We start from the raw sequence: 23,233 nt of genomic DNA, 5'->3' as shown, positions 1-23,233 counted from the left end.
TCAACCCCTTTTATTTTATCGGGCGATTACAGTGCTTTTAACGCCGCAAAAGCTTTATCTGCTGCCGCTAGGGTCATTTCAAGTTCTTCTTCGCCATGAGCCATTGATAAGAAGCCTGCTTCATAAGCACTTGGTGCTAAGTAAACGCCTTCATCTAGCATAAGGTGATAGAAGTTACGGAAATGCTCCATGTTGCACTTAGTCACTTGATCAAAACTAGTAATAGGGCTGGTGTCTTCAGTGAAGAAGAAGCCAAACATGCCGCCAACATAGTTAATGTTAAGTGGTATACCGTGCTTGTCTGCAGCGGCTTTAAAGCCTTCTGCAATACGTTTAGTTTTTGCTGCTAACTCGTCATAAAGACCGTCTTGGCAAAGGGCTTCCATTTGTGCAAGACCTGCAGTCATCGCAATTGGGTTACCTGATAAAGTACCTGCTTGGTAAACTGGGCCAGTAGGTGCAATAAACTGCATCACATCTTTACGACCACCAAAAGCGCCCACTGGCATGCCGCCACCGATTACTTTACCTAGGGTAGTAAGATCTGGTTTCACATTGTAGTGACCTTGAGCGCCGCTTTTAGACACGCGGAAGCCTGTCATTACTTCATCAATGATCATCAATGCGCCGAATTCATCACAAATTGCTCGCAGGCCTTCTAAGAAGCCGGCAACCGGAGGAATACAGTTCATGTTGCCAGCAACTGGCTCAAGAATAATACAAGAAATCGCTTCAGGGTGTTGCTCGAAGATAGCACGTACTGAATCTAGGTCGTTATAAACCGCGGTAAGTGTGTGCTTTGCAAAATCTTCAGGGATACCTGGTGAGCTAGGTTGACCTAAAGTTAACGCGCCAGAACCTGCTTTTACTAATAAACAGTCAGCATGGCCATGGTAACAACCCTCAAATTTAAGGATTTTGTCACGGTTAGTGAAGCCACGTGCTAAACGAATCGCACTCATGGTCGCTTCAGTACCAGAACTTACCATACGAACTTGTTCAATTGATGGCACCATCTCAATCACTTTTTCAGCCATTTTGACTTCAAGTTCAGTCGGCGCACCAAATGAAAGGCCATTTTCCACAGCGTCTAATACTGCTTGGCGAATTTGTGGGTGATTGTGGCCAAGGATCATTGGGCCCCAAGAACCAACGTAATCGATGTATTTTTTACCATCAGCGTCAAAGATATATGCACCATCGGCTTTTTCGATAAACAGTGGCGAGCCACCGACACCATTAAATGCACGGACTGGAGAGTTAACGCCACCAGGGATGGTTTGTTTAGCCTGTTCAAAAAGCGCTTCTGAGCGGGTCATGTGTAATCCTTTTAAGTCGTTAGCCAATTATTTATCGGCTTTGCGTGAATACCAATTAACGGGGCACTCGTATTGTTGTAGTTGATTTTCAACCCCAAGTGTTAGAGCAAAAAGTGCCATTCTTATAAGTAAGCCATTATCAGCTTGTCTGAAAATTGCCAGACTAGGATGGCTATTTAAATCATTATCTAATTCATTGGCTTGAGCACGAGAGTCTCTTGGCAATGGATGCATTATCACAGTGTTAGATTTACAGTGTTTGGTGTAAATACTGTGATTTAAACGGAATTTTCCGCGATATTTATCCGCTTCATCTTGTGAAGGGAATCGCTCTTCCTGAATGCGAGTTAAATAGAGTATATCAGCCTGATGTAAATTACCTTCTAGCTGATCTGTAATTGTGATCTGATGACCAGCATTTTCAATGTCACTGATCACATAGTCAGGCATTGCTAAGTCAGTTGGTGAAATTAATGTGAACTTCACATCTTTATACATGCATAACAAACGTGACAAGGAATGTACCGTGCGACCATGTTTTAAATCACCGACCATGGCAATGTGCATGCCGCTGATATCTTGTCCGTGATGCCCCAATTCTTTTTGAATGGTAAATAAATCCAATAAAGCCTGTGTCGGGTGCTCGTTAGCGCCATCACCGCCATTTATCACAGGAACGCGGCTGCCTTGTGCGAATTCTTTAACTGAAAAAGCGTCCGGGTGGCGCATAGCGATAACATCTGAATAAGTCGATAATACTCTTGCTGTATCGTAAAGTGATTCACCTTTAGACAATGAGGATGAGCCCATGCCGACGGTTTCTCTTACGTTGCCACCAAGTAAATTAAATGCGCAACCGAAGCTGACTCGAGTGCGAGTACTAGGTTCGAAAAATAAATTACCTAAAATGGCGCCATCAAGCACTTTGGTTCGTTTTTCACGAAGTGCATAAGGGGTCATATCATTGGCAACGTTGAAAATAGTGTTGATTGAATCAATATTCAGTTGGTTAACTGAAAGGATGTGAGAACCTGTAAACTGTGTCATCAGCCTGATTTCCAATTATTAGGCGAGTAAATAGAACTATCTACTCAGTGGTTATGTAGGGTGGCTGAGGCGAGATTTTAACAGAGAGTGAACCAATATTAAATCATGCTAATGATTATTTCTGTTATTTAAGATCTCACGCCAATTATACTTGCCCAGAACGGATTTCTTGCCATAGGTTAGCCCAGCTAATGACCCCAACGACATTATTGGTATTATTCTGATAAATATACACTTCACCACTGCGTTTTAGTGACAATAGCTCGTACACTTCATTTAAGGTTGCGGTATCAGCAACGCCGTGCATCAAATGCCGTGAAAGGGTGGTTTTATCTTCAAAGGACTGCATCTCAAGGCTGAGCATTTCAATTTGGTTATCAGCATTACGTACCATCACTGGGCGGCCTTGCGCACGTTTCATGACTTCAAGCAGTAAGTCATTATCGTCATTAACGATCACAAAGCGTTTATCCATCAGCGCCCGTACGCCTTTCTTTTGCAGCCCAAGATTAACCGGCGGCACTTTATAGCCAAGCCCCATAATGTCCAATTGTTTTAAAAAAACCGAATTGGTATTAAAGCCCTGATAGGCAATCAAAAAGGCGGGGATAGTGACAAACATGGCAGGTAAAATAATCGCAGCGTCATTGGTGAGCTCTAATAGTGCCACTAATGCGGCTAGTGGCGCACTTAAACACACCCCCATCATCGCCGTCATTCCGATCACGGTATAAAGGCCAACATAAGGCGCAATTGACGGGAAAAAAATCGCACTAACAAGGGCTAACATGGCGCCAATTAATGCCCCTATTCCGTACAAGGGGCCAATTAAGCCACCAGGAATGCCAAAACTGATTGCAGCAATGGTGGCGATTATTTTAGCCACAAGCAATGCGCCTAAAAACCATAAACTTGGATGCTCGCTAATGGCGGCTTCAATGGCTAAATCACCAGAGCCTAGTGCTTGTGGCAGTATTAAGCCGATTAAGGTGGTGATGACCGCGGCAATCATTAATCGATAAATTAAAGGCCAATGCTGACCAATGGCGGTCATTTTAAGTAATGAGTGATTAAACAGCGCCGCAGTGCAGCCTAAAACGATACCGCCTATGGCAAGAATTGGGTATTGATCTAACGGAATACGAGTGACGTTGATTAAGTCATATTCATGAATATTGCCGAAAACTAACTGGCTTGATAATGCACCACATATGGCTGAAAGCATGATCGGAAAGAAGTAATGAATCTTGTATTCGCGCACAATCACTTCAAATACAAATAATACAGCGGCTAATGGCGCGTTAAAAATGGCGGCGATACCTGCAGCAATGCCACTGGCACACATAATGCGAACACTGTTGTCAGGCAATTTAAATTTTTCAGCTAAAAAGCTCGCGCTCACCGCGCCAAGGTGAATAGCTGGGCCTTCTTTACCCACTGAAAAATTTGCCACTAGCGCAATTAATGCTTGAAAAAACTGACCCGCAGCCGATGGTAACGGCACTTTGCCGTAATGTAATTTGAATCGGTGTAAGACATAGGCAATGCCCATACGGCGATAGCGTTTGGAACCAATACCAGCCACCAACCAAATAAGTAATGCGCCTAAAATGGGTAAGTAAGTGCGCCAATCACTGACTGTGTCAGTGAAATGGGTGGCTTCAGCAAGGGTATACACTTGTGCCCAGTTCAAGGTTAAGCGAAATAAGATGATCACACCGGAGGTAATGAGAGCAAATAGAAGCGCTAACGCACAAAGTTGCACACTAATTTTCGCTTGAGAAAGTTTATCTCTCAAATCGTTACGAAGATATTTGCGTGTAACTGCTTTGGTGTGAATAATAGCGGCTTTACTAAACTTGAATTGCACTTTATTGCCTAACTTCCATCTGTGGGCATATTGTTAGCATTGTATTTTATTAAAGGCTTGTTACCTAATGTTAAATTATCGTCGCTTGCTGAACCGCTTGCAAGTTTTAGAACGAAAAAAGCGCACTTCAGGTCTGTATTTATTTGGGCTGATTGTGATTAGTTTCACCATTGGGGTGCTGAGCCAACATTTTGTTATGTCAGAAGTGATAGAACCCGAGCTTAATGCGGAAGAAATTCAGGCATTACAAACGGCTTACCAGAAACAATCTCTGGTGATTTCACGGCTTGAAATGGCAGTATCAATTGCTGAAAAAGCCAATAGCAACATGCAAACCATGTTCAAAGAACAACTGCAACAGCAAAAAACTATCGAACAAGAGTTAGCATTTTATCGCAGCTTAGTGTCACCAGAAAAAGAGGTGGATGGCATTGCTATCCATGGTCTCGAACTGTCAAAAGGCTTAGTCGCCAATAGTTATCAATTAAGATTAATTTTGACCCAAAACCAAAAGCGTAAAACCAGCGTTAAAGGGGTTGCAGATATTGTGTTGGTGGGTTTACAACATGAACAGCAAGTTGAAATTTCATTATCTGACATTGATGTTGAAAAATTTGCATTTGGTTTTCGCTACTTTCAAATATTTGATACTGAAATGAACCTGCCTGAAGGCTTTGCTTTACAACGTGTAAAAGCGGTAGTGCTAGTCTCAGCTGCCCGCGGGGTACGAGGTGGACGTATTGAGCAAACGTTCGATATCGCAGAGTTACTAGAAAGCTAAAAAAGAACTAAGGGTAATACTTGAACAAATTAGTCAGGTAATAGATAATCCCGATCTGAAACTGAAGTTAGAGGTAGTAATGACTGAACAAACAGATGCAGCAATGCCAATCCAATTTACCGATGCTGCGGCAACTAAAGTTAAAGGGCTGCTAGAAGAAGAGCAGAATCCTGAATTAAAACTTCGAGTATACGTAACTGGAGGCGGTTGTTCAGGTTTCCAGTATGGTTTTACTTTTGATGAAAAAGTGAATGAAGGTGACTTCACTATTGAAAAGCAAGGGGTACAACTGGTTGTTGATCCTATGAGTCTTCAATATCTTGTTGGCGGTGAAGTTGACTACACTTCAGGCTTAGAAGGGTCACGTTTCTTCGTGAAAAACCCAAATGCAACAACAACCTGTGGTTGTGGGGCCAGTTTCTCAGTTTAATAGCTAAACTGAGACCAATAAAAAAGCCGTCATGTGACGGCTTTTTTGTGTCTTAAATTGACTATCAAATCAACTAATAATATTGAAGTTCATCCGCGGCTTAAACCACTTCAGCACTTTTGCATTAAAGCTAATCCACACTTGGATTAATGCCAAAATAATTAGCGCTGTAAAGATAATCCAATCAGGCAGTACCATTTGCATAAAGCCAAAATCAAAAGTAGTCGGCCCAGCGACTAAGTTGTCAGGATCATACATAATGACAGGTAGCATGCTATATAAGGCCAGCTGCAAGATCCCGTAGCCACGAAGCATGTATAAAGCCGCTTTTTGACGTCCTGTAATACCGAGCACCATCATTAAGGTCAATATACAGAGCAATACACCTTGCTGGGCCATTAAACCGCTGACGGACGAGATAACGTAGACCGCCAATAAAGCCATTAACCTTTTAGGGAAAACAGCTTTAGTTTGGCTTTCAGCGCTTTGCTCCATTGCGGGAGTATTATCTTTATCAGGGCATATCTCGCTTGTGGTCACATTTTTATCTGTCATGGTTTATATCTGTATTAAAGTATTATGTTTGTGCTTAAGAATTATGTTTTGCTTAAGAGTTAGTGCTTTGATTGCTTTTTCGGCGTTAAACGTGAATCAAGTTCAAATGGTGGGATCACTACACCCAAATCTTCATGAACTGGGAATACGGCAATGAATAAATCATCTTCTTCCATACCGCTTACCCAACGCTGTTGAAATTCATTAAGTGGAATTGATAATGGTTCACAATCACTCCATTCATCAACAGCCCATAATTTTGCCGCATCTTCAGAAGGCCACATTGGAATACAATCTTCATCTTCAGTGGTGAGCATCACGCAGCCATCTTGATCTTGTAGGCTCCAGATTTGCTGCTCTTGCTTAACTTGCTCAACAAGGTAATCGTATCTTGCTTCTGGGGTCATGTTTAATTGGTCGGCAATAGATTTTGATTTGCTACTCATGGTGTATTCTCAATAAAATAAGTAAATAGGTTGCGGTATTGGCTAAATTGAGCAGCTAAAGAGCAAGCTTTAGCGTTACCAAATCCCGTCGGTGGCTCATGATAACATCGACTTTTAGATTGAAAAAGAAAAGAGCACTCAAGGTGCTCTTTTATTCGTGACTCAGTGGCTAATGAGTGTGCTTATGTATTGTCAGCTGGCTTTTCAAAAAAGCGATAAATCAAACCTGCAATAATCGCCCCTGCAATGGGTGCAAGCCAAAATAACCACAGCTGAGATACCGCCCAATCGCCGACAAATAATGCAGGCCCAGTGCTACGAGCAGGGTTAACTGAGGTATTTGATACTGGAATACTGATCAAATGAATTAACGTTAGCCCTAAACCAATCGCAATCGGGGCAAACCCCGTAGGAGCACGAGAGTCTGTGGCACCTAAGATGATTAATAAAAAGAATAACGTCATTACCACTTCAGTAATTAATACCGCCGTTAAACTGTAGCCACCAGGAGAGTGCTCACCAAAACCATTTGAGGCAAAACCGCCTGCTAAACTAAAGCCATCTTGACCTGTGGCAATAAGGTATAAAATACCTGCGCCAGCAATACCGCCAGCCACTTGGGCAATAATATAGGGCGCTAGCTCAGATGCGGGGAAGCGACCCCCAGCCCATAAACCAAATGAAACTGCTGGATTTAGATGGCAGCCAGAAATATGACCAATGGCAAATGCCATGGTGAGTACGGTTAAACCAAAAGCTAAGGATACGCCCAATAGCCCAATACCTACTTCAGGAAAAGCCGCGGCCAATACCGCACTACCACAGCCGCCTAACACTAACCATAAGGTTCCTAGAAACTCTGCAAACATTTTTTGCGAAATACTCATTTAACCTTCCTTAATTTAAATTGAATACTGCTGTGCGAACAAAAATTAATCACTACAAAGAGTTAAGCAGTAATTTACCGTTATTACAATGTGACTTTGTACAAGAGAGGGAATTTAAAGAAAAAGTATTAACGCTGAACAAAGCTTGTGGGTGAAACCCCACTCACTTTTGTTCAGTTATATGCATCGCTTTGATATCGAGTTTTGATAGCGAGTTTAGGTACTAGTATTGCTATCTATTCACTTACTAAATAGCGCTGTAAAAGCTGCCAAGGATCGCCGCTCTACTTGCGCCAGTCACAGCGGGTAAGTTGGCCGTTAAGCCGTGGTGATGTCTCATAGCAAGCCAGGCAAAGGCGATGGCTTCAACCCATTTGGGGTCCATACCGATTGCTGTGGTACTTGACAGGGTAAAGTTAGGCACCAGCATGGCTAAACGCTGCATCAACTCAGTGTTAAAAGCGCCGCCGCCACAAACAAAAATATCGCCAGCATCCGTGAGTTGATTAATATCATTGGCGATTGTCTGACAGCTAAGATCAAGTAGCGTGGATTGAATATCCTCTAGTGCTAGATGAGAAAAATCAGCCAATTGCTGTTCAAGCCAAGCATGATTAAATAGCTCTCTACCAGTGCTTTTAGGATAGGCCATGGCAAAGTACGGGTGAGTTAACAGGTGAGTTAATAACTCGGCATTGGTGTTACCTGATGCGGCCCATTGACCTGATTCATCAAAACTGAGCTGCTGCTGTTGCAGAATGAATGCATCCATGAGGGTGTTACCTGGGCCTGTATCAAATCCAATAACCTGATCAGATTCCCCTGGCAAGTAAGTGATATTAGCAATGCCGCCAATATTTAAAATAATCCGTGGTGTGTGAGCTTTAGCAAATAACGCTTGATGAAATGCTGGTACTAACGGCGCCCCTTGACCGCCTAAGGCAATATCTTTGCGCCTAAAGTCTGCAATGACGTTAATACCCGTGGTAACCGCTATGGTATCCGCATCACCAATTTGTAAGCTGAAACCATGCTCAAGATTGGGCATGTGGCGAATGGTTTGGCCGTGACTACCAATGGCTATGACATCGGCTTTATTAATAGTGGTGGTTGCTAATAATTCGTTGACCGCCTGTGCAAACAGTAAGCCCATACTTCTGTCCATGCGGCCCATAATGTTCAGTTCATCATTATTAGGACTACATAGACGGTGTAATTGATGCAGAACATGCTCTGGAATTGCTACCGTATAGGTAGCGATTAAGCGGGTTTGGTTATTGCTAAAATCAACTAAAACAGCATCGACACCATCCATACTGGTGCCTGACATTAAACCGATATAATACTGAGGTTTATCCATGGTATTGGCTCATTTATGAAGCGGGCTAGATTCTGTATGAAACTAGCCCAACAAAGGAATGGGTGACTAGAGAAACGCTAGTTCAATCGCGGCATCACAGGTTAATTACTGGCGTAATGCTGCTGCTTGTTTTGCTCAATTTTAGCCATTATTTGCTTGCTGAGTATATCAAACTGCGCTTTTTCTTTTTTATCAATTGGCTTAGATTGCGGTAACTTGATGGTTCTTGGATTGCGATGCACGCCATTAACGATAAATTCGTAATGTAAGTGAGCGCCAGTAACGCGACCTGTTTTTCCTAAAGTACCAATAATCTGCCCTTGCTTAACGGTTTCGCCACGTTTTACTTTGCGTTTTGTTAGATGCAGATATTTAGTGGTGTAGGTATCGTTATGCTTGATAAAGACATAGTTACCATTGTATTTGTTATAACTTGACTCAATCACTTTACCGCGACCTGCAGCTTTAATAGGGGTACCAATAGCAGCCACATAATCTACCCCACGGTGTGCTCTAACCTGGCCTGTGACTGGGTGTAAGCGACGCGGATTAAAGCTTGAGCTGACATATTTAAAGTCAACAGGTGAGCGAAGGAAGGCTTTTCGCATGCTACTGCCTGTTTCTGAGTAATATTCGCCATCGGTATAACGTACAGCTGTGTAGCGCTCACCTTGGTTAACAAATTCGGCGGCTAAAATGTTGCCGGTACCAATAAATTGGCCATCAACAAACTCTTCTTCAAACATCAATGAGAAATGATCGTCTTTACGTATATCTAGAGCGAAATCGATATCCCAACCAAAAATGTTGGCAAGTTGCATAATATGGTTAGCTGATAAACCGGCGCTGGCTGCAGCGCTCCAAAAATTAGTACTAATATTGGCGGTGATGAACTTCGTTTCTAAGGTAATGGACTTAACATTGACCTTTTCTTCGAATTTATCATCAAACTTTGAAATCAATAGGGTAGAGACTTTGTCCATTTGATAACTAATTTGAGTCACTTCATCTTGGGCATCTTTAGAGACAATAATCTCTTCACCGGGCATGATTTTGAGTAAATTTTTCTTAGATACAGGCAAACGGGTAATTTGATAAACATCTTTTGGACTTAAGCCTGCTCTATTGGCTAAGCCACCAAAAGTGTCACCTTTAGCGACTTTAAAGGTTTTATGTGACAGTAAATCTGCTTCACGATAGGGTACGGCATTTTCAACATCTGCTTGGGTGGCTAATAAGCCGTCTGAGGCTGTCATTAATGGGTTTAAATCAGCAATAGGATTACTTTCTTGCGAAGGGCGAAGCTGAGCATCATTATTGCTTGCCGTTATAGTGTTTGCTGGGGCGCTGCCTCCAGGCGGAGTTGGGGTTCTAAAGGCCAGCGGTACAGAGTATTGGCTTTGTTTGTCATTGTTACTGACATGACCTTCTTCAGACGAAGGGGCTTGGATGCCAATTCTATCGGAAATATCAACTGTACCAGTGTTAGCTTGTTTGGATGCTTGGGCATTATCTGATGGGAATAACACGATAACTATCGTGAGAATAACTAATGAACACAGTGCAATTTGGTGCACTTTAGGGAGCAATTTAAATAAAGTGATAAACTTTGCCATTGACCTAGGTACCAATTTCTCTTTTTCGTTGTAATCCCCTTAGTGTACACACTTTCAATTACTGTGGCTAACAAGTAACATAGGCGTCTTATTTTTTATCCAAGCTGCAGGAGTAGGTGCCGAAATGGCTGATTTAGACCAAGTGTTAGCAGAAATTAAACGCGGTACTGACGAGATTTTAGTTGAGTCTGATCTGCTAGAAAAACTTAAAGAAGGTCGTCCTTTAAGAATTAAACTAGGTGCAGACCCAACCGCTCCAGATATTCATTTAGGTCACACGGTGATCTTAAATAAGCTACGTACCTTCCAAGAGTTAGGTCATGAGGTGATTTTCCTTATTGGTGACTTTACCGGTATGGTTGGTGATCCTAGTGGTAAAAACACCACGCGCCCGCCATTAACTCGTGAAGATGTACTGGCCAATGCTGAAACATACAAAGAGCAGGTATTTAAAATTCTTGACCCGGCAAAAACCCGCATTGAGTTTAACTCATCGTGGTTAGAGTCACTGGGCGCTGCTGGTATGATCCGTTTAGCATCACAACAAACCGTTGCACGCATGATGGAACGTGATGACTTTAAAAAGCGTTATGCTGGTGGACAGTCAATTGCTATTCACGAGTTTATGTATCCATTACTGCAAGGCTACGATTCAGTCGCATTAAAAGCCGACGTTGAATTAGGCGGAACCGATCAAAAGTTCAATCTATTAATGGGCCGTGAGCTACAAAAAGCAGAAGGGCAAAAGCCACAAACCGTTATTATGATGCCTTTATTAGTGGGATTAGACGGCGTGAAGAAAATGTCTAAATCGGCACATAACTACATTGGCGTTAGCGAGCCTGCAAATGAGATGTTTGGCAAAATTATGTCAATCTCAGATGACCTAATGTGGAGCTACTTTGAATTGTTGTCATTCCGCCCATTGGCTGAAATTGCACAATTTAAGCAAGATGTTGAAAACGGTCAGAACCCACGTGATATCAAAATTGCCTTAGCAAAAGAAATCATCGCCCGTTTTCATGATCAAGCTCAAGCAGACTCAGCACATCAAGCCTTTATTGATCGTTTCCAGAAGGGCGCTATTCCTGATGATATCGAAGAAGTTGAGCTTGAAGCTGGCGAAGGCTTAGCGATTGCTAACTTACTTAAGAGTGCGGCACTGGTTGCTTCAACATCTGATGGCATGCGCATGATCAAGCAAGGCGCGGTTAAAATGGATGGCGAAAAGCTCACTGATACTCGTCAGGTATTTACTGCGGGTATGACCGCGGTATTCCAAGTAGGTAAGCGCAAGTTTGCTAAAGTTTCGCTTGTATAGGCAGACAATAAATTCTGATGGGGCTTAATCCCTAAAAGCAAAAAACGGCTCAATGAGCCGTTTTTTTATGGGTAAAATTTACCAAATAATGGCAATCTACACAGGTTTTTAGCGCGAGTTAACTTTATTGTGACTCAAGTTGATCGGACATGGTTTGATAGTCCATTAAGTCAACTTGTTCTGTCACCCGCTCGGTTTTCATATCGAACTTTAAGGTGGTAACACCAGGCACGGCGATTTCAATAATCTTGCCGGGTTTGCCAAATTGATCACCTGGGCCTCTAAGGTGATAGTTACCAATGAGTACCACTAAAGAGCCAGTATTAAACATGTGCTCAATATTCAATTTATACTCAAGAACGCCATCATGGGCGCGCTGGAAAAACTCGATAATATGACGACCGCCGGTGTATTTTACATTGGCGGTTTTATCAAAAAAGACGCTTTCACGATTATAAAACTTCTTTAAAGTGCGGTAATCATGGCTGGTTAATGCTTGCATGTATTGCACTGCAAGCTGCTGCTGTTTTGGCATTTCGCCGCTATTAGCCAGGCTTGAAGTGCTCCAAATACTACTCAATAAACAGCATACTAATAAAATGAGTCGCATCTAATGGCCCTTAGTTTTTAAATCGAATGCAGGTAATGATAAATGCCAGCGAATTGCACTTAAGCGAATAATCAAGGTGCTAAACATGGCCAAAAACAGCGCGTAAGTGCTATCCATACCCACTGCAATACTCAAGGTATAACAGATACCGCCAACAATAGAGGCTGTGGCATATATTTCGGTGCGCAGTACCATAGGCACTTGCTGGCATAATAAGTCTCGGATAATACCACCACCGACACCGGTGATTAAACCTAAGATCACCGCAGACATGCCAGATAACCCTAGTTGCAATGCTTTTTCTGCACCAATCACGGTAAACAGAGCCAAGCCAAAGGCATCGGCTATGGGGAGGGTTAACTTAGGTAATTTATGAGGTTTACGAACTAAAATGAAACAGGCAATCACGGTTGCCAAAATGACCACCACATAACTGGGGTTACTGATCCAAAACACCGGTGTTGAGCCAATAAGCGCATCACGAATACTGCCGCCACCAATGGCGGTCACTGAGGCCAAAACAATTACCCCAAATGGGTCCATTTTATGCTTACCTGCGGCTAATGCGCCTGATAAGGCAAAGACCGCGGTGCCACACAAGTCAAAAAAGTAAATCCACTCAATCATTGCTAAGCTCTTTTAAGTGGATATTGAGTGCATCGACCGAAATACGGATTTCAACTACAGATAAAATCAGTGAATAAAGTAAAAATAATAAACTCACCCCAAATACCATTGAGCCGATATCAAACAGCCCCAAATAAATAAAAATCATGCTAATGACACAGATGGCAAAACTGATGACGCCTGCTTCTTGCATGCGTCTAATAATCTTAATGCGCTGACGAAGGTTTTTAATTTGTTCGCTATTAATTGGCTTACCTGAGGAGCTTAAGTTTCTGATTAAAGCTGCTAATGCGAAAAAACGGTTAGTGTAAGCTAACAGCAATAATGAAATAGCTGGGAATAACAAACCTGGGGTCGTTAAAGATATTTGCAGATTATCTAACAAAAGGAGTCGCCTCTACATCAAACAACAAAAAATGACTAAGCTGGGTATAATAACCTTTTTATAATAAAGTTACATCGCTTGAAACCACCTTAATGCGGTCCACAAAATCGGAATGGCAATGGTAAAACAAATCCAAAAGCTGATTGCCCATGATGTCAAGCTGATCGCGTTGCGGATATCTTGAGTAAGCGGCATTCTTGATGGGTTTATCTTGCTTAATTCAACTCGTTGCAATTGGTGTTTTAAGATAAATTTTTGCGGCCCGCCTAACTCCACTTCCAACACTTTACTGCCAATGTATAAGCTTGAGTAACCGAACACTCCAGCTGTATGAGCTGGCTGTTTAACTAATGCTGATACGTTTTTTAATTTGCCTTGCAAAATTAAAGTCAGATTCCACAGTAAACTGGGGAGAGCAAAAATTATTTGGTTGAGGGCATAAATAGGGGCGCTGAAGTAGCGGTATTGCGGCACGTAATTAGGCCAGCAATGTTCTAATTGACGTAGCAAATGGATAAATAACACCAAGGGGGCACCGCCAATGGCAAAAAATAAGATGGTGGCGACAGTGCCATAACTTGGGCTGATTAATAGCCTTTCAATGGTGGCTTTACAAATACCGACTTCTGACAAACTATCAGTTTGCTGAATTAGCCATGGGCTCAGTAACTTTTTGGCTCGTTGTTTATCATTAAGCTTTAGGGAGTTTACAACGTCATTCGCGACGGGTCTGAAGCCTGCGTCACTGATGCAAAAATACACTAATAAAAAGTCAAAAAACCAAGGGTACACTGCCAGCGACAAGATAAAGTAGACGCTAAACCACAGTGGTAAAATCAGTAACAGTGTTGCGAGTAGGCCGGCGGTAACTTGCTGTTGAGAAGAACGCTGTGGATGGTTAACTTTCGCGCTTAATTTATTAGCCAGTAGCTGAAAAAAAACAATTGGCTGCAAATGTCTAGGTATTGGCGCCACTCTAGAAATGAGCAACGCCATAAAAAGCACCAGACAGTTGGCTAGAAAACTACCATCAACCGTAATGAGCTGTTGGTAAAAAGAACTATCAAACAATGTCATAGCACCTTATTAGTCCACATCCACAGTGTTAACCCTATTGGCAGAACGACATCATTTTGCTGCCAATAACGGCTAAATTAAATTACCTTGGGCTTCTTTATAGGTTTTTTAGTAATGCAATGACCATTAGTGCTGAGTAATGACCTGCTTTTACAATGTAGGAATCAAAATCAACAGGCGAGTCGTTGTTAGCATTATCTGATAATGAGCGGATGACAACAAACGGCACCTTAAATTGATGACAAACTTGCGCAATCGCAGCGGCTTCCATTTCACATGCCGCCATAGTTGGGAAGTTAGCCAGCATCACTTTTGTGCGTTCAGGATCGCAAATAAAGCTATCACCTGTGGCGATTAAACCTTCAATCACCTTAGCTTCACCTAATGATGAAATAGCCGCTTTTGCGGCAGTGACTAACTTTTCATCAGGGATGAAAGCAGCAGGCTGCGATGCCATTTGACCAATTTCATAACCAAAGGCGGTTACATCAACATCGTGATGACGTACTTCAGATGAAATAACAATATCGCCAATATTTAAACTGTCAACAAATCCACCTGCAGAGCCAGTGTTAATCACAGCGTCAACCTTAAAGTTGTTGATAACTAATGTGGTTGCAACGCTGGCAGCGACTTTACCAATGCCTGAACGGGTGACGACAACATCTTTACCTGAAAGTTGTCCTTCAACGAATTCGATTCCCGCTACAGTTGAGTGTACTGGATTGGTCATTGATTCAATTAGGTGAGCAACTTCAGGTTCCATTGCACCGATAATAGCGATTTTCATAATTAGCGTCTCAAACAGTTCATTTAAATAATGGCGGCTAATATAGCACAAAAGCAAACAGGGAATGAGCACTGTAGTAGCAATTTCAGCAAATAAAAAAGCGCATCAAAAGATGCGCTTTAAGAGCTTTGCTATCACAAGTTTTGCTATTAATCAGCCCAAGCTGTGTTATTGACCGCGGCTTGTCAGTGGCTGCAAAAGTGAGTTATGCGTCTTCAAAAGCGTTTAAAATCCCTTGAGCTGCATCGCGGCCTTCAGCAATAGCGGTAACGACTAAGTCTGAACCACGTACCATATCACCACCGGCAAACACTTTCGGGTTGGTTGTTTGGAAAGGGTTATCGTCAAACTTACTGGCTTTTACTAAACCCCATTCATTGGTTTCAATGCCAAAGTCGCTAAACCAAGCTGCAGGGCTGGCTTGGAAACCAAAGGCAATGATAATGGCATCAGCTTCAAGGGTTTGCTCACTACCGGCAATGACTTCAGCTTTTTGACGACCAGATTCATCGGCTTCGCCCATTTGAGTTTCTACACTCTCAATGCCTGTGACTATGCCATCTTGCTCTTTGATTGCCACCGGTTGACGGTTAAATAAGAAGTTGACGCCTTCTTCGCGGGCATTTTGCACTTCACGGCGAGAGCCTGGCATGTTTGCTTCATCACGACGATAAGCACAAGTGACGCTTTTAGCCCCTTGGCGCACAGCAGTGCGGACACAATCCATAGCTGTATCACCACCGCCTAATACCACCACGTTTTTACCTTCAAGGCTTAAATATGGGTTTTCAGAGCATTCAGTGCCCATTAAATGATGAGTATTACCAATCAAGTAAGGCAGTGCTTGAATGACACCTTGACTGTCTTCACCGGGTAGGCGAGCTTTCATTGCTGTGTAGGTACCCATGCCGAGGAACACAGCATCATAACCATCTAGCAGGCTTTGAAAGGGAATGTCTTTACCAACGGTAACGCCCATTTTAAATTCAATGCCCATACCTTCAAGTACACTACGTCGGGTGGCCATAACCTCTTTATCAAGCTTGAAAGATGGAATGCCATAAGTCAGCAAACCACCAATCTGTGGGTATTTATCATATACCACAGCTTTAACACCGTTACGACTTAAGATATCAGCACAACCAAGGCCCGCTGGCCCTGCACCAATAATTGCCACGCGCTCTTTGCGTGGCTTCACTTTTGTCATATCGGGTCGCCATCCCTGGCTGATTGCAGTATCGGTAATGTATTTTTCAACATTACCAATGGTGACTGCGCCGAAATCATCATTGAGGGTGCAAGCCCCTTCACATAGACGATCTTGAGGGCACACTCTGCCACATATTTCTGGCAAGGTATTGGTTTCATGAACCAAATCTGCCGCTTCTAGAATACGACCTTGTTCGGCCAGTTTTAGCCAATTAGGAATGTAGTTATGCAGTGGACACTTCCACTCGCAATAAGGATTACCACAATCTAAACAACGGTCTGCCTGCTCAGCCACTTGAGGCTGAGAAAACGGCTGATAAATCTCAATAAATTGAGTTGAACGTTTCGAAGCGGCGTGTTTAGTTGGATCTTTACGATCGACTTCTATAAATTGAAAATCATTACTCATCTTAATTTACCCCGCCTTTACTGCAAGTTCCGGGCTTTTTTGCTCAATTTTGAGCAAGTCAGCAACGGCAATGTTCTTCGGCTTCACTAATACAAAACAATCTAACCAGTTCTCAAAATCACTTAAGATCATTTTGGCATGCTCACTGCCAGTGGCGCTTGCATGCTCTTCAATCAAGCCTTTAAGGTGTTGCTGCTGTATTGTTGATTCTAGTTTTTGGGTATCAACAAGCTCAGTATTAACTCGGCGACTAAAGTGATTAAAGCGATCAAAGATATAAGCAAAACCACCCGTCATACCTGCGCCGAAGTTAACCCCTGTTTTACCAAGAACAACTACGATGCCGCCAGTCATGTACTCACAACCGTTGTCACCCACACCTTCAACCACAGCTACGGCGCCAGAGTTACGCACCCCAAAACGCTCGCCAGCTTGACCTGCAGCATAAACTCGGCCGCCAGTTGCACCATATAGACAGGTATTACCCATAATGGCACTGCGCTCACTTTGGAATGGGCTGCCAACAGGAGGATGGATAATAATCTTACCGCCAGACATGCCTTTACCGACATAGTCATTAGCATCACCAATTAGCTCTAAATCTAACCCCGGGCTATTCCATACCCCAAAGCTTTGACCTGCACTGCCGTTAAATTGCAGTGTGATAGGTGATTTAGTGCCTTCTTTACCAATGTTGGTGGCAATAAAACCTGATAATGTCGCGCCGATTGAGCGGTCGGTATTGTTAATGGCATATTGCTTGGTTAACGCCTCACCGGCTAATACCGCTTGGGCTGTGTCTGAAACAATTTGTAGATTTAACTCACCTTTATCAGAAGGCGGGTTTAACTCTTTCCAAGTTATAGCACTTCCGTCAGCGACTTTTGGCTGATATAAAATTGGCGCTAAATCGAGTCCTAACTGCTTGGCTGTTTGGCCTTCAAGGGCATATAACCAATCAGTACGGCCGACTAAATCTTCAAATTTAGCAACGCCTAATTTTGCCATCCATTCACGGACTTCTTGAGCGACAAACTCAAAGTAAGTAATTACTCGCTCTGGCAAGCCATGATAATGCTTGTCACGTAAGTTTTTATCTTGGGTTGCAACACCGGTTGCGCAGTTGTTTAGATGACAAATACGCAGGTATTTACAACCTAAAGCAATCATAGGTACGGTACCAAAGCCAAAGCTTTCTGCACCTAACAACGCGGCTTTAATGATGTCTTGACCGGTTTTTAAGCCGCCATCGACCTGTAAGCGAATTTTATGACGCAAACCATTCTCAACCAGTGATTGATGCACTTCCGCAAGGCCAAGCTCCCATGGTGAGCCAGCATATTTAACTGACGTAATTGGACTGGCACCAGTACCGCCATCGTAACCTGATATGGTGATCATATCGGCGTAAGCTTTCGCAACACCCGTTGCGATGGTGCCTACGCCCGGCTCAGATACCAGTTTCACTGACACTAAAGCTTTAGGGTTGATTTGCTTTAAATCGAAAATCAGCTGGGCTAAATCTTCGATAGAATAAATGTCATGATGCGGCGGTGGCGAAATTAAGGTAACCCCAGGGCGCGCATGACGAAGACCAGCGATTTCAACACTCACTTTATGGCCAGGTAACTGACCACCTTCACCGGGTTTTGCCCCTTGAGCGACTTTAATTTGCAATACATCAGCATTAACAAGGTAGTGGGCTGTAACGCCAAAACGGCCAGAGGCAATTTGCTTAATCGCTGAGTTACGTTCGCTATTGAAACGACTTGGGTCTTCACCACCTTCACCAGAATTTGAACGGCCACCAATGCGGTTCATAGCAACGGCTAAGGCTTCATGGGCTTCCGGACTTAATGCGCCGATACTCATTGCAGCGCTATCAAAGCGTGGGAATAAGTTTCCGGCAGCTTCAACATTTGACTCGTCAATGGCCGCATTTGTGCCTTTAATGCCAATTAAGTCACGTAAGGTCGCAATAGGGCGGTCATCGACTAACGCTGCAAATTTCTTATATTTAGGGTAATCCTGATCTTTAAGACTTTGCTGTAACGTATTGACGACATCGGGGTTGAAACTATGATACTCGCCGCCTTCAACATACTTTAATAAACCGCCTTGTGGCAGTGGTATGTGAGCGCGAAACGCTGCGGTATGAAGCACTTTTTGATCGTTAGCTAAATGTTCAAAGCTTGCACCTTCAATACGGCTAATCACGCCTTTAAAGCACAATTCAATTACATCTGAAGATAAACCAATGGCTTCAAATTGCTGGCTACAACGGTAAGAGCCTACAGTGCTGATCCCCATTTTCGACATGATTTTACGCAGGCCTTTTTCAATACCTTGGCGGAAGTTCAACATCAAGATACTGTCATCTTCTACTTGATGTTTCTTTGCCATGGCTGAAATAGACTCATAAGCCAGATAAGGGTAAATCGCTGTCGCGCCAAAACCTAATAGCACGGCAAAGTGATGTGGGTCGCGCGCTGATGCAGTTTCAACAATAATGTTGGTGTCACAACGTAAGCTTTGATCAACAAGGCGTTGCTGCACCGCGCCCACAGCCATAGCGGCAGGGATCACTTGAACATTTTTAGCGGCGGCTCTGTCTGACAGGATTAGTAAGGTTGTGCCACTTCTTGCTAAACGCTCAGCTTCATCGGTAATGCGCTCGATAGCTTGCTTTAAGTTTTCGTGGGCGTCGTAGTTTAAATCAATAGTATTCGCACGGTAGTAACTGCTATCAAGACCAAGTAACTGATTAAAATCACTAAAAAGTAAAACGGGTGATTCAAACATCACTCGATAAGCCACGCCGGTTGTTTCGCAAAATAAGTTTTGCTCGCGCCCAATACAGGTGGTTAACGACATCACATGTTTTTCACGTAATGGATCAATAGGCGGGTTGGTGACTTGTGCAAACTTTTGACGGAAATAGTCATACAGTGAGCGAGATTTTTTCGACAATACCGCCATTGGAGTATCATCACCCATTGAGCCAGTAGCTTCTTCACCTTTACTTGCTAGCACCCAAATAACTTGCTCTAACTCTTCACGGCTGTAACCAAATTGCTTTTGATACTGAAGTAACACATCAGCACTAAAATTACTGGCGCCTTGTTGAGCGGCATCAATTTTGGTCGCAGGTTTTAAGGTGCGGCTATTTTTAGCCATCCATTCTTTGTATGGGTGGCGACGTTTTAAGTCATTATCGATTTCAAATGACGAATACAAACGGCCATTCATGGTATCGAGTACTAATAATTCGCCAGGGCCAACACGGCCTTTTTCTACCACTTCATCGGCAGAATAATCCCAAATACCCACTTCTGATGCCAGTGTTAGGATGCGATCCTTGGTTATAACGTAGCGAGAAGGGCGTAGGCCGTTACGGTCTACGGCGCAGGCAGCATGGCGGCCATTGCTCATTACGATGCCAGCAGGGCCGTCCCACGGCTCCATATGCATCGAGTTGAAATCATAAAATGCTTTCAACTCATCATCCATTTCAGGATTACTTTGCCAGGCTGGTGGTATAAGTAAGCGCATAGCACGGTATAAATCCATGCCACCGGCTAATAGCATTTCCAGCATATTATCCAATGATGATGAATCAGAGCCAGTTTCATTAACAAAAGGCGCGGCTTGTTGTAAATCAGGCAATAGCGGTGAATTAAATTTATAAGCACGGGCTCTGGCCCATTGGCGGTTACCGGTAATGGTATTGATTTCACCATTATGTGCTAAAAATCTAAATGGCTGCGCTAATGGCCACTTCGGCGAGGTGTTAGTTGAAAAGCGCTGATGGAATAAGCAAATGGTGCTTTTGAGACGAATATCGGCTAAGTCAGAATAAAATGCTGGCAAGTCTGCAGGCATCATTAAGCCTTTATAGACAATAACCTCACCCGATAAGCTGGCAACATAGAAGTCGCTATCATCGATGATTTGCTGTTCAAGACGGCGTCTGGCCATATAAAGCCGACGTTCTAAATCTTTTTCACGCCAGCCCACAGGGGCATTAATTAACACTTGGTAAATTTGTGGCAGGCTTTTGCGGCCAATCTCACCCAGTACATCAGGGTTTACAGGCACCTTTCTCCAACCGGCAACACTTAAGGTTTCACGCTGGAGTTCTTTTTCTAAAATGGCTTTTGCGGTTTCAGCTTTGACTGGATCTTGGCTGAGAAATAGCATGCCCACTGCAAACTTGCGGCTAAGGTGCCAATCATTTTCAGTTGCAATGGCTGCAAAAAAGTCTTTCGGCATCGACATTAATAGTCCACAGCCATCACCTGTGCGACCGTCTGATGCTATCCCACCACGGTGTTTCATTCTATCCAAACCGTGAATAGCAGTACGGACAATACGATGGCTAGCATCGCCATCCATTTGGGCTATTAAACCAAATCCACAATTGTCCCGCTCAAAACTGGGATGATATAAGCTCATACAAAAACTCCCTAAACCTAACTTAATACGACTCGGATAATGCGGAGAAGTTCTCATAGATATGCACCCGAACCACCCAAATTAGCTTGATAATGGATAAAGGTCAAACTTAAATTACTCAACAAAATGAATTGTTACTGTTATTACAAATGTTATAAAAAAGCTACCTTACGTTAACGTAAGATGTTTTTTTGTTCGTATAACCTTATGAATAAAAAGAATTTTAAAATTACAAAATTGTCACTTTTACTTTTGGTTAACATTTGCTGTTGATTGATATTGATTTATGGATAGTGAATTTATTTTCAAGTACAGTTTGAACAGGTAAATTGCCTTAAATGATTATTTATTCAATTAATTTGACTAAGAGTTGTAACTGCCAAGTTCAAAAATGTGCCCTTTGTCACTGTGTGAATATAAATTAATCGATTTATTTACTGTTTTTTTGATGTGGCACTAAGTTTTTATCTGTCAGAGCCTGTATTGTCTGCCACTTTTTGCCGTCAGGAGCAATTGTGGGTTTAGATGATTTTGTAAATACCTTCGGTGCAGTATGTAAGCAGCAATATGGCGGCAGAATTAAAAAGCTGACAATTGATGCTAAGTTCACTTGCCCAAATCGAGATGGAACCTTAGGTAAAGGCGGCTGCACTTTCTGTAATGTGTCGTCATTTAGTTATGAGCAAGGCACTGAAGCCAGTATCTCTGAGCAATTAAAGCAAGGTAAGCAGCGCTCGCTAAATGATAGTGCCAAATATATTGCTTATTTTCAGGCTTATACGAGTACCTATGATGAGTATCAGGTGCTAAAGACGAAGTATGATGAGGCCATTAAAGATTCAGATATTGTTGGCTTACATATTGGTACCCGCCCGGATTGTGTACCAGATGATATTTTAGATTTGTTAGTCAGTTATCAAGATAAGGGGACTGAAGTCTGGCTTGAGCTTGGCTTACAAACTTCAAACAATGACACCTTAAAGCGCATTAACCGTGGTCATGACTTTGCTTGTTATCAAGATACAGTGCAGCGCGCTCGAAAACGTGGCATTAAAGTCTGTGCTCATTTGATCCTTGGCTTGCCCGGTGAAGACTATAGTGATTACTTGCGCAGTTTGATCAGTGTCATTGAAACCGGAGTTGATGGCATTAAACTGCATCCATTACATATAGTAGAAGGGAGTGTAATGGCTAAGGCATGGCGTCATAAAGGGATGGCATTACTCACAAAAGAAGACTACGCCAACTATGCCAGTGAACTTATTCGTCATACACCTAAAGATATTATTTTTCACAGAGTCACAGCTTATGCTAAAAAACCGCTATTACTGGCGCCTGATTGGTGCGGTTATCGATGGGAAGGCTTAGTGGCTATCGTGCAAAATTTAGCGGCTAACGGTGGACAAGGGCACTATTTGTCAGCCCAAAAAAACTAAAACTCAATCTTTAACTGCAATTTATGAAAGTTTATTCACTTACTTTATAAAGTTTTTTTAACAGCTTGTTAAAATACTGTGCTCATTTGCCAGAAATTAGACTTGAAAAGCCTTGTTTAGTTGCATAGGGGATTTTAGCGAGTATTATAAATTCAATTTTAAAGTTATGAATTGATTAAGAGGTGCCGAGATGGCCACAGTTGAGTTAGAGTCTGTATTGGATCTCAATACGTTAGAGCAATATTGTAGTGCTATTGGTGCTGGAACTTTATTAAAAAGTGTCGTGTTATTTGAGCAGCTAATGCCTGAATATTTAGGAAGCCTCATTAAAGCGAATGAAGCGAATGACAAAGATACCCTTTGTGCTGAAGCGCATAAATTTAAAGGTGCTGCAGGTTCTGTTGGATTAAAGCGTATTCAGCAATTTGCACAGCTTGTTCAACATGGCGAAGAGCCAGCTTGGGATACTGAGCATGATAAATGGTTAGGTCAAATCGTTGAGCATGCAGGTTCAGATCTACAGCAATTAAAAGAATTTTTAGAAGCAAAAGCTTAATTGCTTTTGACTTTTAAAAGCCCCGCAAGGGGCTTTTTTTTGCCTTT

General features: G+C 42.6%; 20 protein-coding genes. 5 read left to right on the top strand and 15 right to left on the bottom strand.

From position 1 onward, the window contains the following. Positions 1 to 26 precede the first annotated feature (26 nt). The 3 genes from hemL to Q4591_RS00515 all read right to left on the bottom strand — a co-directional run bounded on the left by hemL (position 27) and on the right by Q4591_RS00515 (position 4,236). Positions 27 to 1,319: a glutamate-1-semialdehyde 2,1-aminomutase gene (gene hemL / locus Q4591_RS00525; protein ID WP_102439265.1), complete on the bottom strand. Its 1,293-nt coding sequence runs from the start codon at positions 1,317 to 1,319 to the stop codon at positions 27 to 29. Between the two features lie 27 nt (positions 1,320 to 1,346). Beyond that, entirely contained in the window at positions 1,347 to 2,366 is a 1,020-nt protein-coding gene (locus Q4591_RS00520; protein ID WP_102439264.1) for an aspartate carbamoyltransferase, read from the bottom strand. A gap of 145 nt (positions 2,367 to 2,511) precedes the next feature. Continuing rightward, positions 2,512 to 4,236, bottom strand: coding sequence for a chloride channel protein (locus Q4591_RS00515; protein ID WP_102439263.1), 1,725 nt, complete (start codon positions 4,234 to 4,236; stop codon positions 2,512 to 2,514). A 67-nt stretch (positions 4,237 to 4,303) separates the two neighbouring features. Here Q4591_RS00515 and Q4591_RS00510 point away from each other — a divergent pair, with 67 nt between their 5' ends. Both Q4591_RS00510 and erpA read left to right on the top strand, forming a co-directional pair. Next, a complete protein-coding gene (locus Q4591_RS00510; protein WP_303458825.1) occupies positions 4,304 to 5,017 on the top strand; it encodes a DUF6776 family protein in 714 nt (237 codons plus the stop codon). A gap of 79 nt (positions 5,018 to 5,096) precedes the next feature. After that, entirely contained in the window at positions 5,097 to 5,447 is a 351-nt protein-coding gene (gene erpA, locus Q4591_RS00505; RefSeq protein WP_055024237.1) for an iron-sulfur cluster insertion protein ErpA, read from the top strand. A 69-nt stretch (positions 5,448 to 5,516) separates the two neighbouring features. On the opposite strand, the gene Q4591_RS00500 is transcribed toward erpA, so the two are convergent. The 5 genes from Q4591_RS00500 to Q4591_RS00480 form a co-directional block, all read right to left on the bottom strand. Then, complete coding sequence (locus Q4591_RS00500; protein WP_102439287.1) at positions 5,517 to 5,942, bottom strand: hypothetical protein; 426 nt, start codon at positions 5,940 to 5,942, stop codon at positions 5,517 to 5,519. A gap of 119 nt (positions 5,943 to 6,061) precedes the next feature. Continuing rightward, positions 6,062 to 6,448: a DUF2750 domain-containing protein gene (locus Q4591_RS00495; protein ID WP_102519304.1), complete on the bottom strand. Its 387-nt coding sequence runs from the start codon at positions 6,446 to 6,448 to the stop codon at positions 6,062 to 6,064. A gap of 182 nt (positions 6,449 to 6,630) precedes the next feature. Continuing rightward, positions 6,631 to 7,335 (bottom strand): aquaporin Z, encoded by a 705-nt coding sequence (gene aqpZ, locus Q4591_RS00490; protein ID WP_303458824.1) that lies wholly within the window; start codon positions 7,333 to 7,335, stop codon positions 6,631 to 6,633. Between the two features lie 247 nt (positions 7,336 to 7,582). Then, complete coding sequence (locus Q4591_RS00485; protein ID WP_303458821.1) at positions 7,583 to 8,695, bottom strand: anhydro-N-acetylmuramic acid kinase; 1,113 nt, start codon at positions 8,693 to 8,695, stop codon at positions 7,583 to 7,585. A gap of 101 nt (positions 8,696 to 8,796) precedes the next feature. Further along, positions 8,797 to 10,311 (bottom strand): peptidoglycan DD-metalloendopeptidase family protein, encoded by a 1,515-nt coding sequence (locus Q4591_RS00480; protein WP_102475601.1) that lies wholly within the window; start codon positions 10,309 to 10,311, stop codon positions 8,797 to 8,799. Positions 10,312 to 10,435: 124 nt separating this feature from the next. Here Q4591_RS00480 and tyrS point away from each other — a divergent pair, with 124 nt between their 5' ends. Beyond that, complete coding sequence (gene tyrS / locus Q4591_RS00475; RefSeq protein ID WP_102439257.1) at positions 10,436 to 11,632, top strand: tyrosine--tRNA ligase; 1,197 nt, start codon at positions 10,436 to 10,438, stop codon at positions 11,630 to 11,632. Positions 11,633 to 11,756: 124 nt separating this feature from the next. Here the strand turns inward: tyrS and Q4591_RS00470 are convergent, their stop codons facing one another. The 7 genes from Q4591_RS00470 to gltB form a co-directional block, all read right to left on the bottom strand. Then, positions 11,757 to 12,242, bottom strand: a complete 486-nt coding sequence (locus Q4591_RS00470) for a nuclear transport factor 2 family protein (RefSeq protein ID WP_102439256.1) — start codon at positions 12,240 to 12,242, stop codon at positions 11,757 to 11,759. Continuing rightward, entirely contained in the window at positions 12,243 to 12,869 is a 627-nt protein-coding gene (locus Q4591_RS00465; RefSeq protein ID WP_102439255.1) for a trimeric intracellular cation channel family protein, read from the bottom strand. Further along, complete coding sequence (locus Q4591_RS00460; protein WP_102439286.1) at positions 12,862 to 13,242, bottom strand: DUF2721 domain-containing protein; 381 nt, start codon at positions 13,240 to 13,242, stop codon at positions 12,862 to 12,864. Before Q4591_RS00460 ends, Q4591_RS00465 begins: the two co-directional genes overlap by 8 nt. 81 nt (positions 13,243 to 13,323) lie before the next feature. Continuing rightward, positions 13,324 to 14,325, bottom strand: a complete 1,002-nt coding sequence (locus Q4591_RS00455; RefSeq protein WP_157936105.1) for a cobalamin biosynthesis protein — start codon at positions 14,323 to 14,325, stop codon at positions 13,324 to 13,326. A gap of 103 nt (positions 14,326 to 14,428) precedes the next feature. Continuing rightward, complete coding sequence (locus Q4591_RS00450; protein ID WP_102439253.1) at positions 14,429 to 15,121, bottom strand: 5'-methylthioadenosine/adenosylhomocysteine nucleosidase; 693 nt, start codon at positions 15,119 to 15,121, stop codon at positions 14,429 to 14,431. Positions 15,122 to 15,326: 205 nt separating this feature from the next. Further along, the gene (locus Q4591_RS00445) at positions 15,327 to 16,739 is read right to left on the bottom strand and encodes an FAD-dependent oxidoreductase (protein ID WP_102475604.1); all 1,413 of its coding nucleotides are present in this window, start codon (positions 16,737 to 16,739) and stop codon (positions 15,327 to 15,329) included. Positions 16,740 to 16,745: 6 nt separating this feature from the next. Next, positions 16,746 to 21,194, bottom strand: a complete 4,449-nt coding sequence (gltB, locus tag Q4591_RS00440; RefSeq protein WP_303458818.1) for a glutamate synthase large subunit — start codon at positions 21,192 to 21,194, stop codon at positions 16,746 to 16,748. Between the two features lie 515 nt (positions 21,195 to 21,709). Here gltB and Q4591_RS00435 point away from each other — a divergent pair. Together Q4591_RS00435 and Q4591_RS00430 are read left to right on the top strand one after the other, a co-directional pair. Then, a complete protein-coding gene (locus Q4591_RS00435; RefSeq protein WP_303458815.1) occupies positions 21,710 to 22,630 on the top strand; it encodes a TIGR01212 family radical SAM protein in 921 nt (306 codons plus the stop codon). A 190-nt stretch (positions 22,631 to 22,820) separates the two neighbouring features. Continuing rightward, positions 22,821 to 23,186, top strand: a complete 366-nt coding sequence (locus tag Q4591_RS00430) for an Hpt domain-containing protein (RefSeq protein WP_076542524.1) — start codon at positions 22,821 to 22,823, stop codon at positions 23,184 to 23,186. Positions 23,187 to 23,233: the final 47 nt, after the last annotated feature.

The sequence above is a fragment of the Shewanella sp. 3_MG-2023 genome, assembly GCF_030548765.1.
Lineage (GTDB): Bacteria > Pseudomonadota > Gammaproteobacteria > Enterobacterales > Shewanellaceae > Shewanella.
This window is presented reverse-complemented; position numbering and strand designations above follow the sequence as displayed.

Bases quoted from the DNA above. Each gene is read 5' to 3' on its own strand.
- Q4591_RS00510 (WP_303458825.1), top strand. From the start codon at position 4,304: ATGTTAAATTATCGTCGCTTGCTGAACCGCTTGCAAGTTTTAGAACGA.
- Q4591_RS00480 (WP_102475601.1), bottom strand. From the start codon at position 10,311: ATGGCAAAGTTTATCACTTTATTTAAATTGCTCCCTAAAGTGCACCAA.
- Q4591_RS00520 (WP_102439264.1), bottom strand. From the start codon at position 2,366: ATGACACAGTTTACAGGTTCTCACATCCTTTCAGTTAACCAACTGAAT.
- Q4591_RS00450 (WP_102439253.1), bottom strand. From the start codon at position 15,121: ATGAAAATCGCTATTATCGGTGCAATGGAACCTGAAGTTGCTCACCTA.
- Q4591_RS00465 (WP_102439255.1), bottom strand. From the start codon at position 12,869: ATGATTGAGTGGATTTACTTTTTTGACTTGTGTGGCACCGCGGTCTTT.
- Q4591_RS00445 (WP_102475604.1), bottom strand. From the start codon at position 16,739: ATGAGTAATGATTTTCAATTTATAGAAGTCGATCGTAAAGATCCAACT.
- Q4591_RS00485 (WP_303458821.1), bottom strand. From the start codon at position 8,695: ATGGATAAACCTCAGTATTATATCGGTTTAATGTCAGGCACCAGTATG.
- hemL (WP_102439265.1), bottom strand. From the start codon at position 1,319: ATGACCCGCTCAGAAGCGCTTTTTGAACAGGCTAAACAAACCATCCCT.
- aqpZ (WP_303458824.1), bottom strand. From the start codon at position 7,335: ATGAGTATTTCGCAAAAAATGTTTGCAGAGTTTCTAGGAACCTTATGG.
- tyrS (WP_102439257.1), top strand. From the start codon at position 10,436: ATGGCTGATTTAGACCAAGTGTTAGCAGAAATTAAACGCGGTACTGAC.
- Q4591_RS00500 (WP_102439287.1), bottom strand. From the start codon at position 5,942: ATGGAGCAAAGCGCTGAAAGCCAAACTAAAGCTGTTTTCCCTAAAAGG.
- Q4591_RS00430 (WP_076542524.1), top strand. From the start codon at position 22,821: ATGGCCACAGTTGAGTTAGAGTCTGTATTGGATCTCAATACGTTAGAG.
- erpA (WP_055024237.1), top strand. From the start codon at position 5,097: ATGACTGAACAAACAGATGCAGCAATGCCAATCCAATTTACCGATGCT.
- Q4591_RS00495 (WP_102519304.1), bottom strand. From the start codon at position 6,448: ATGAGTAGCAAATCAAAATCTATTGCCGACCAATTAAACATGACCCCA.
- gltB (WP_303458818.1), bottom strand. From the start codon at position 21,194: ATGAGCTTATATCATCCCAGTTTTGAGCGGGACAATTGTGGATTTGGT.
- Q4591_RS00470 (WP_102439256.1), bottom strand. From the start codon at position 12,242: ATGCGACTCATTTTATTAGTATGCTGTTTATTGAGTAGTATTTGGAGC.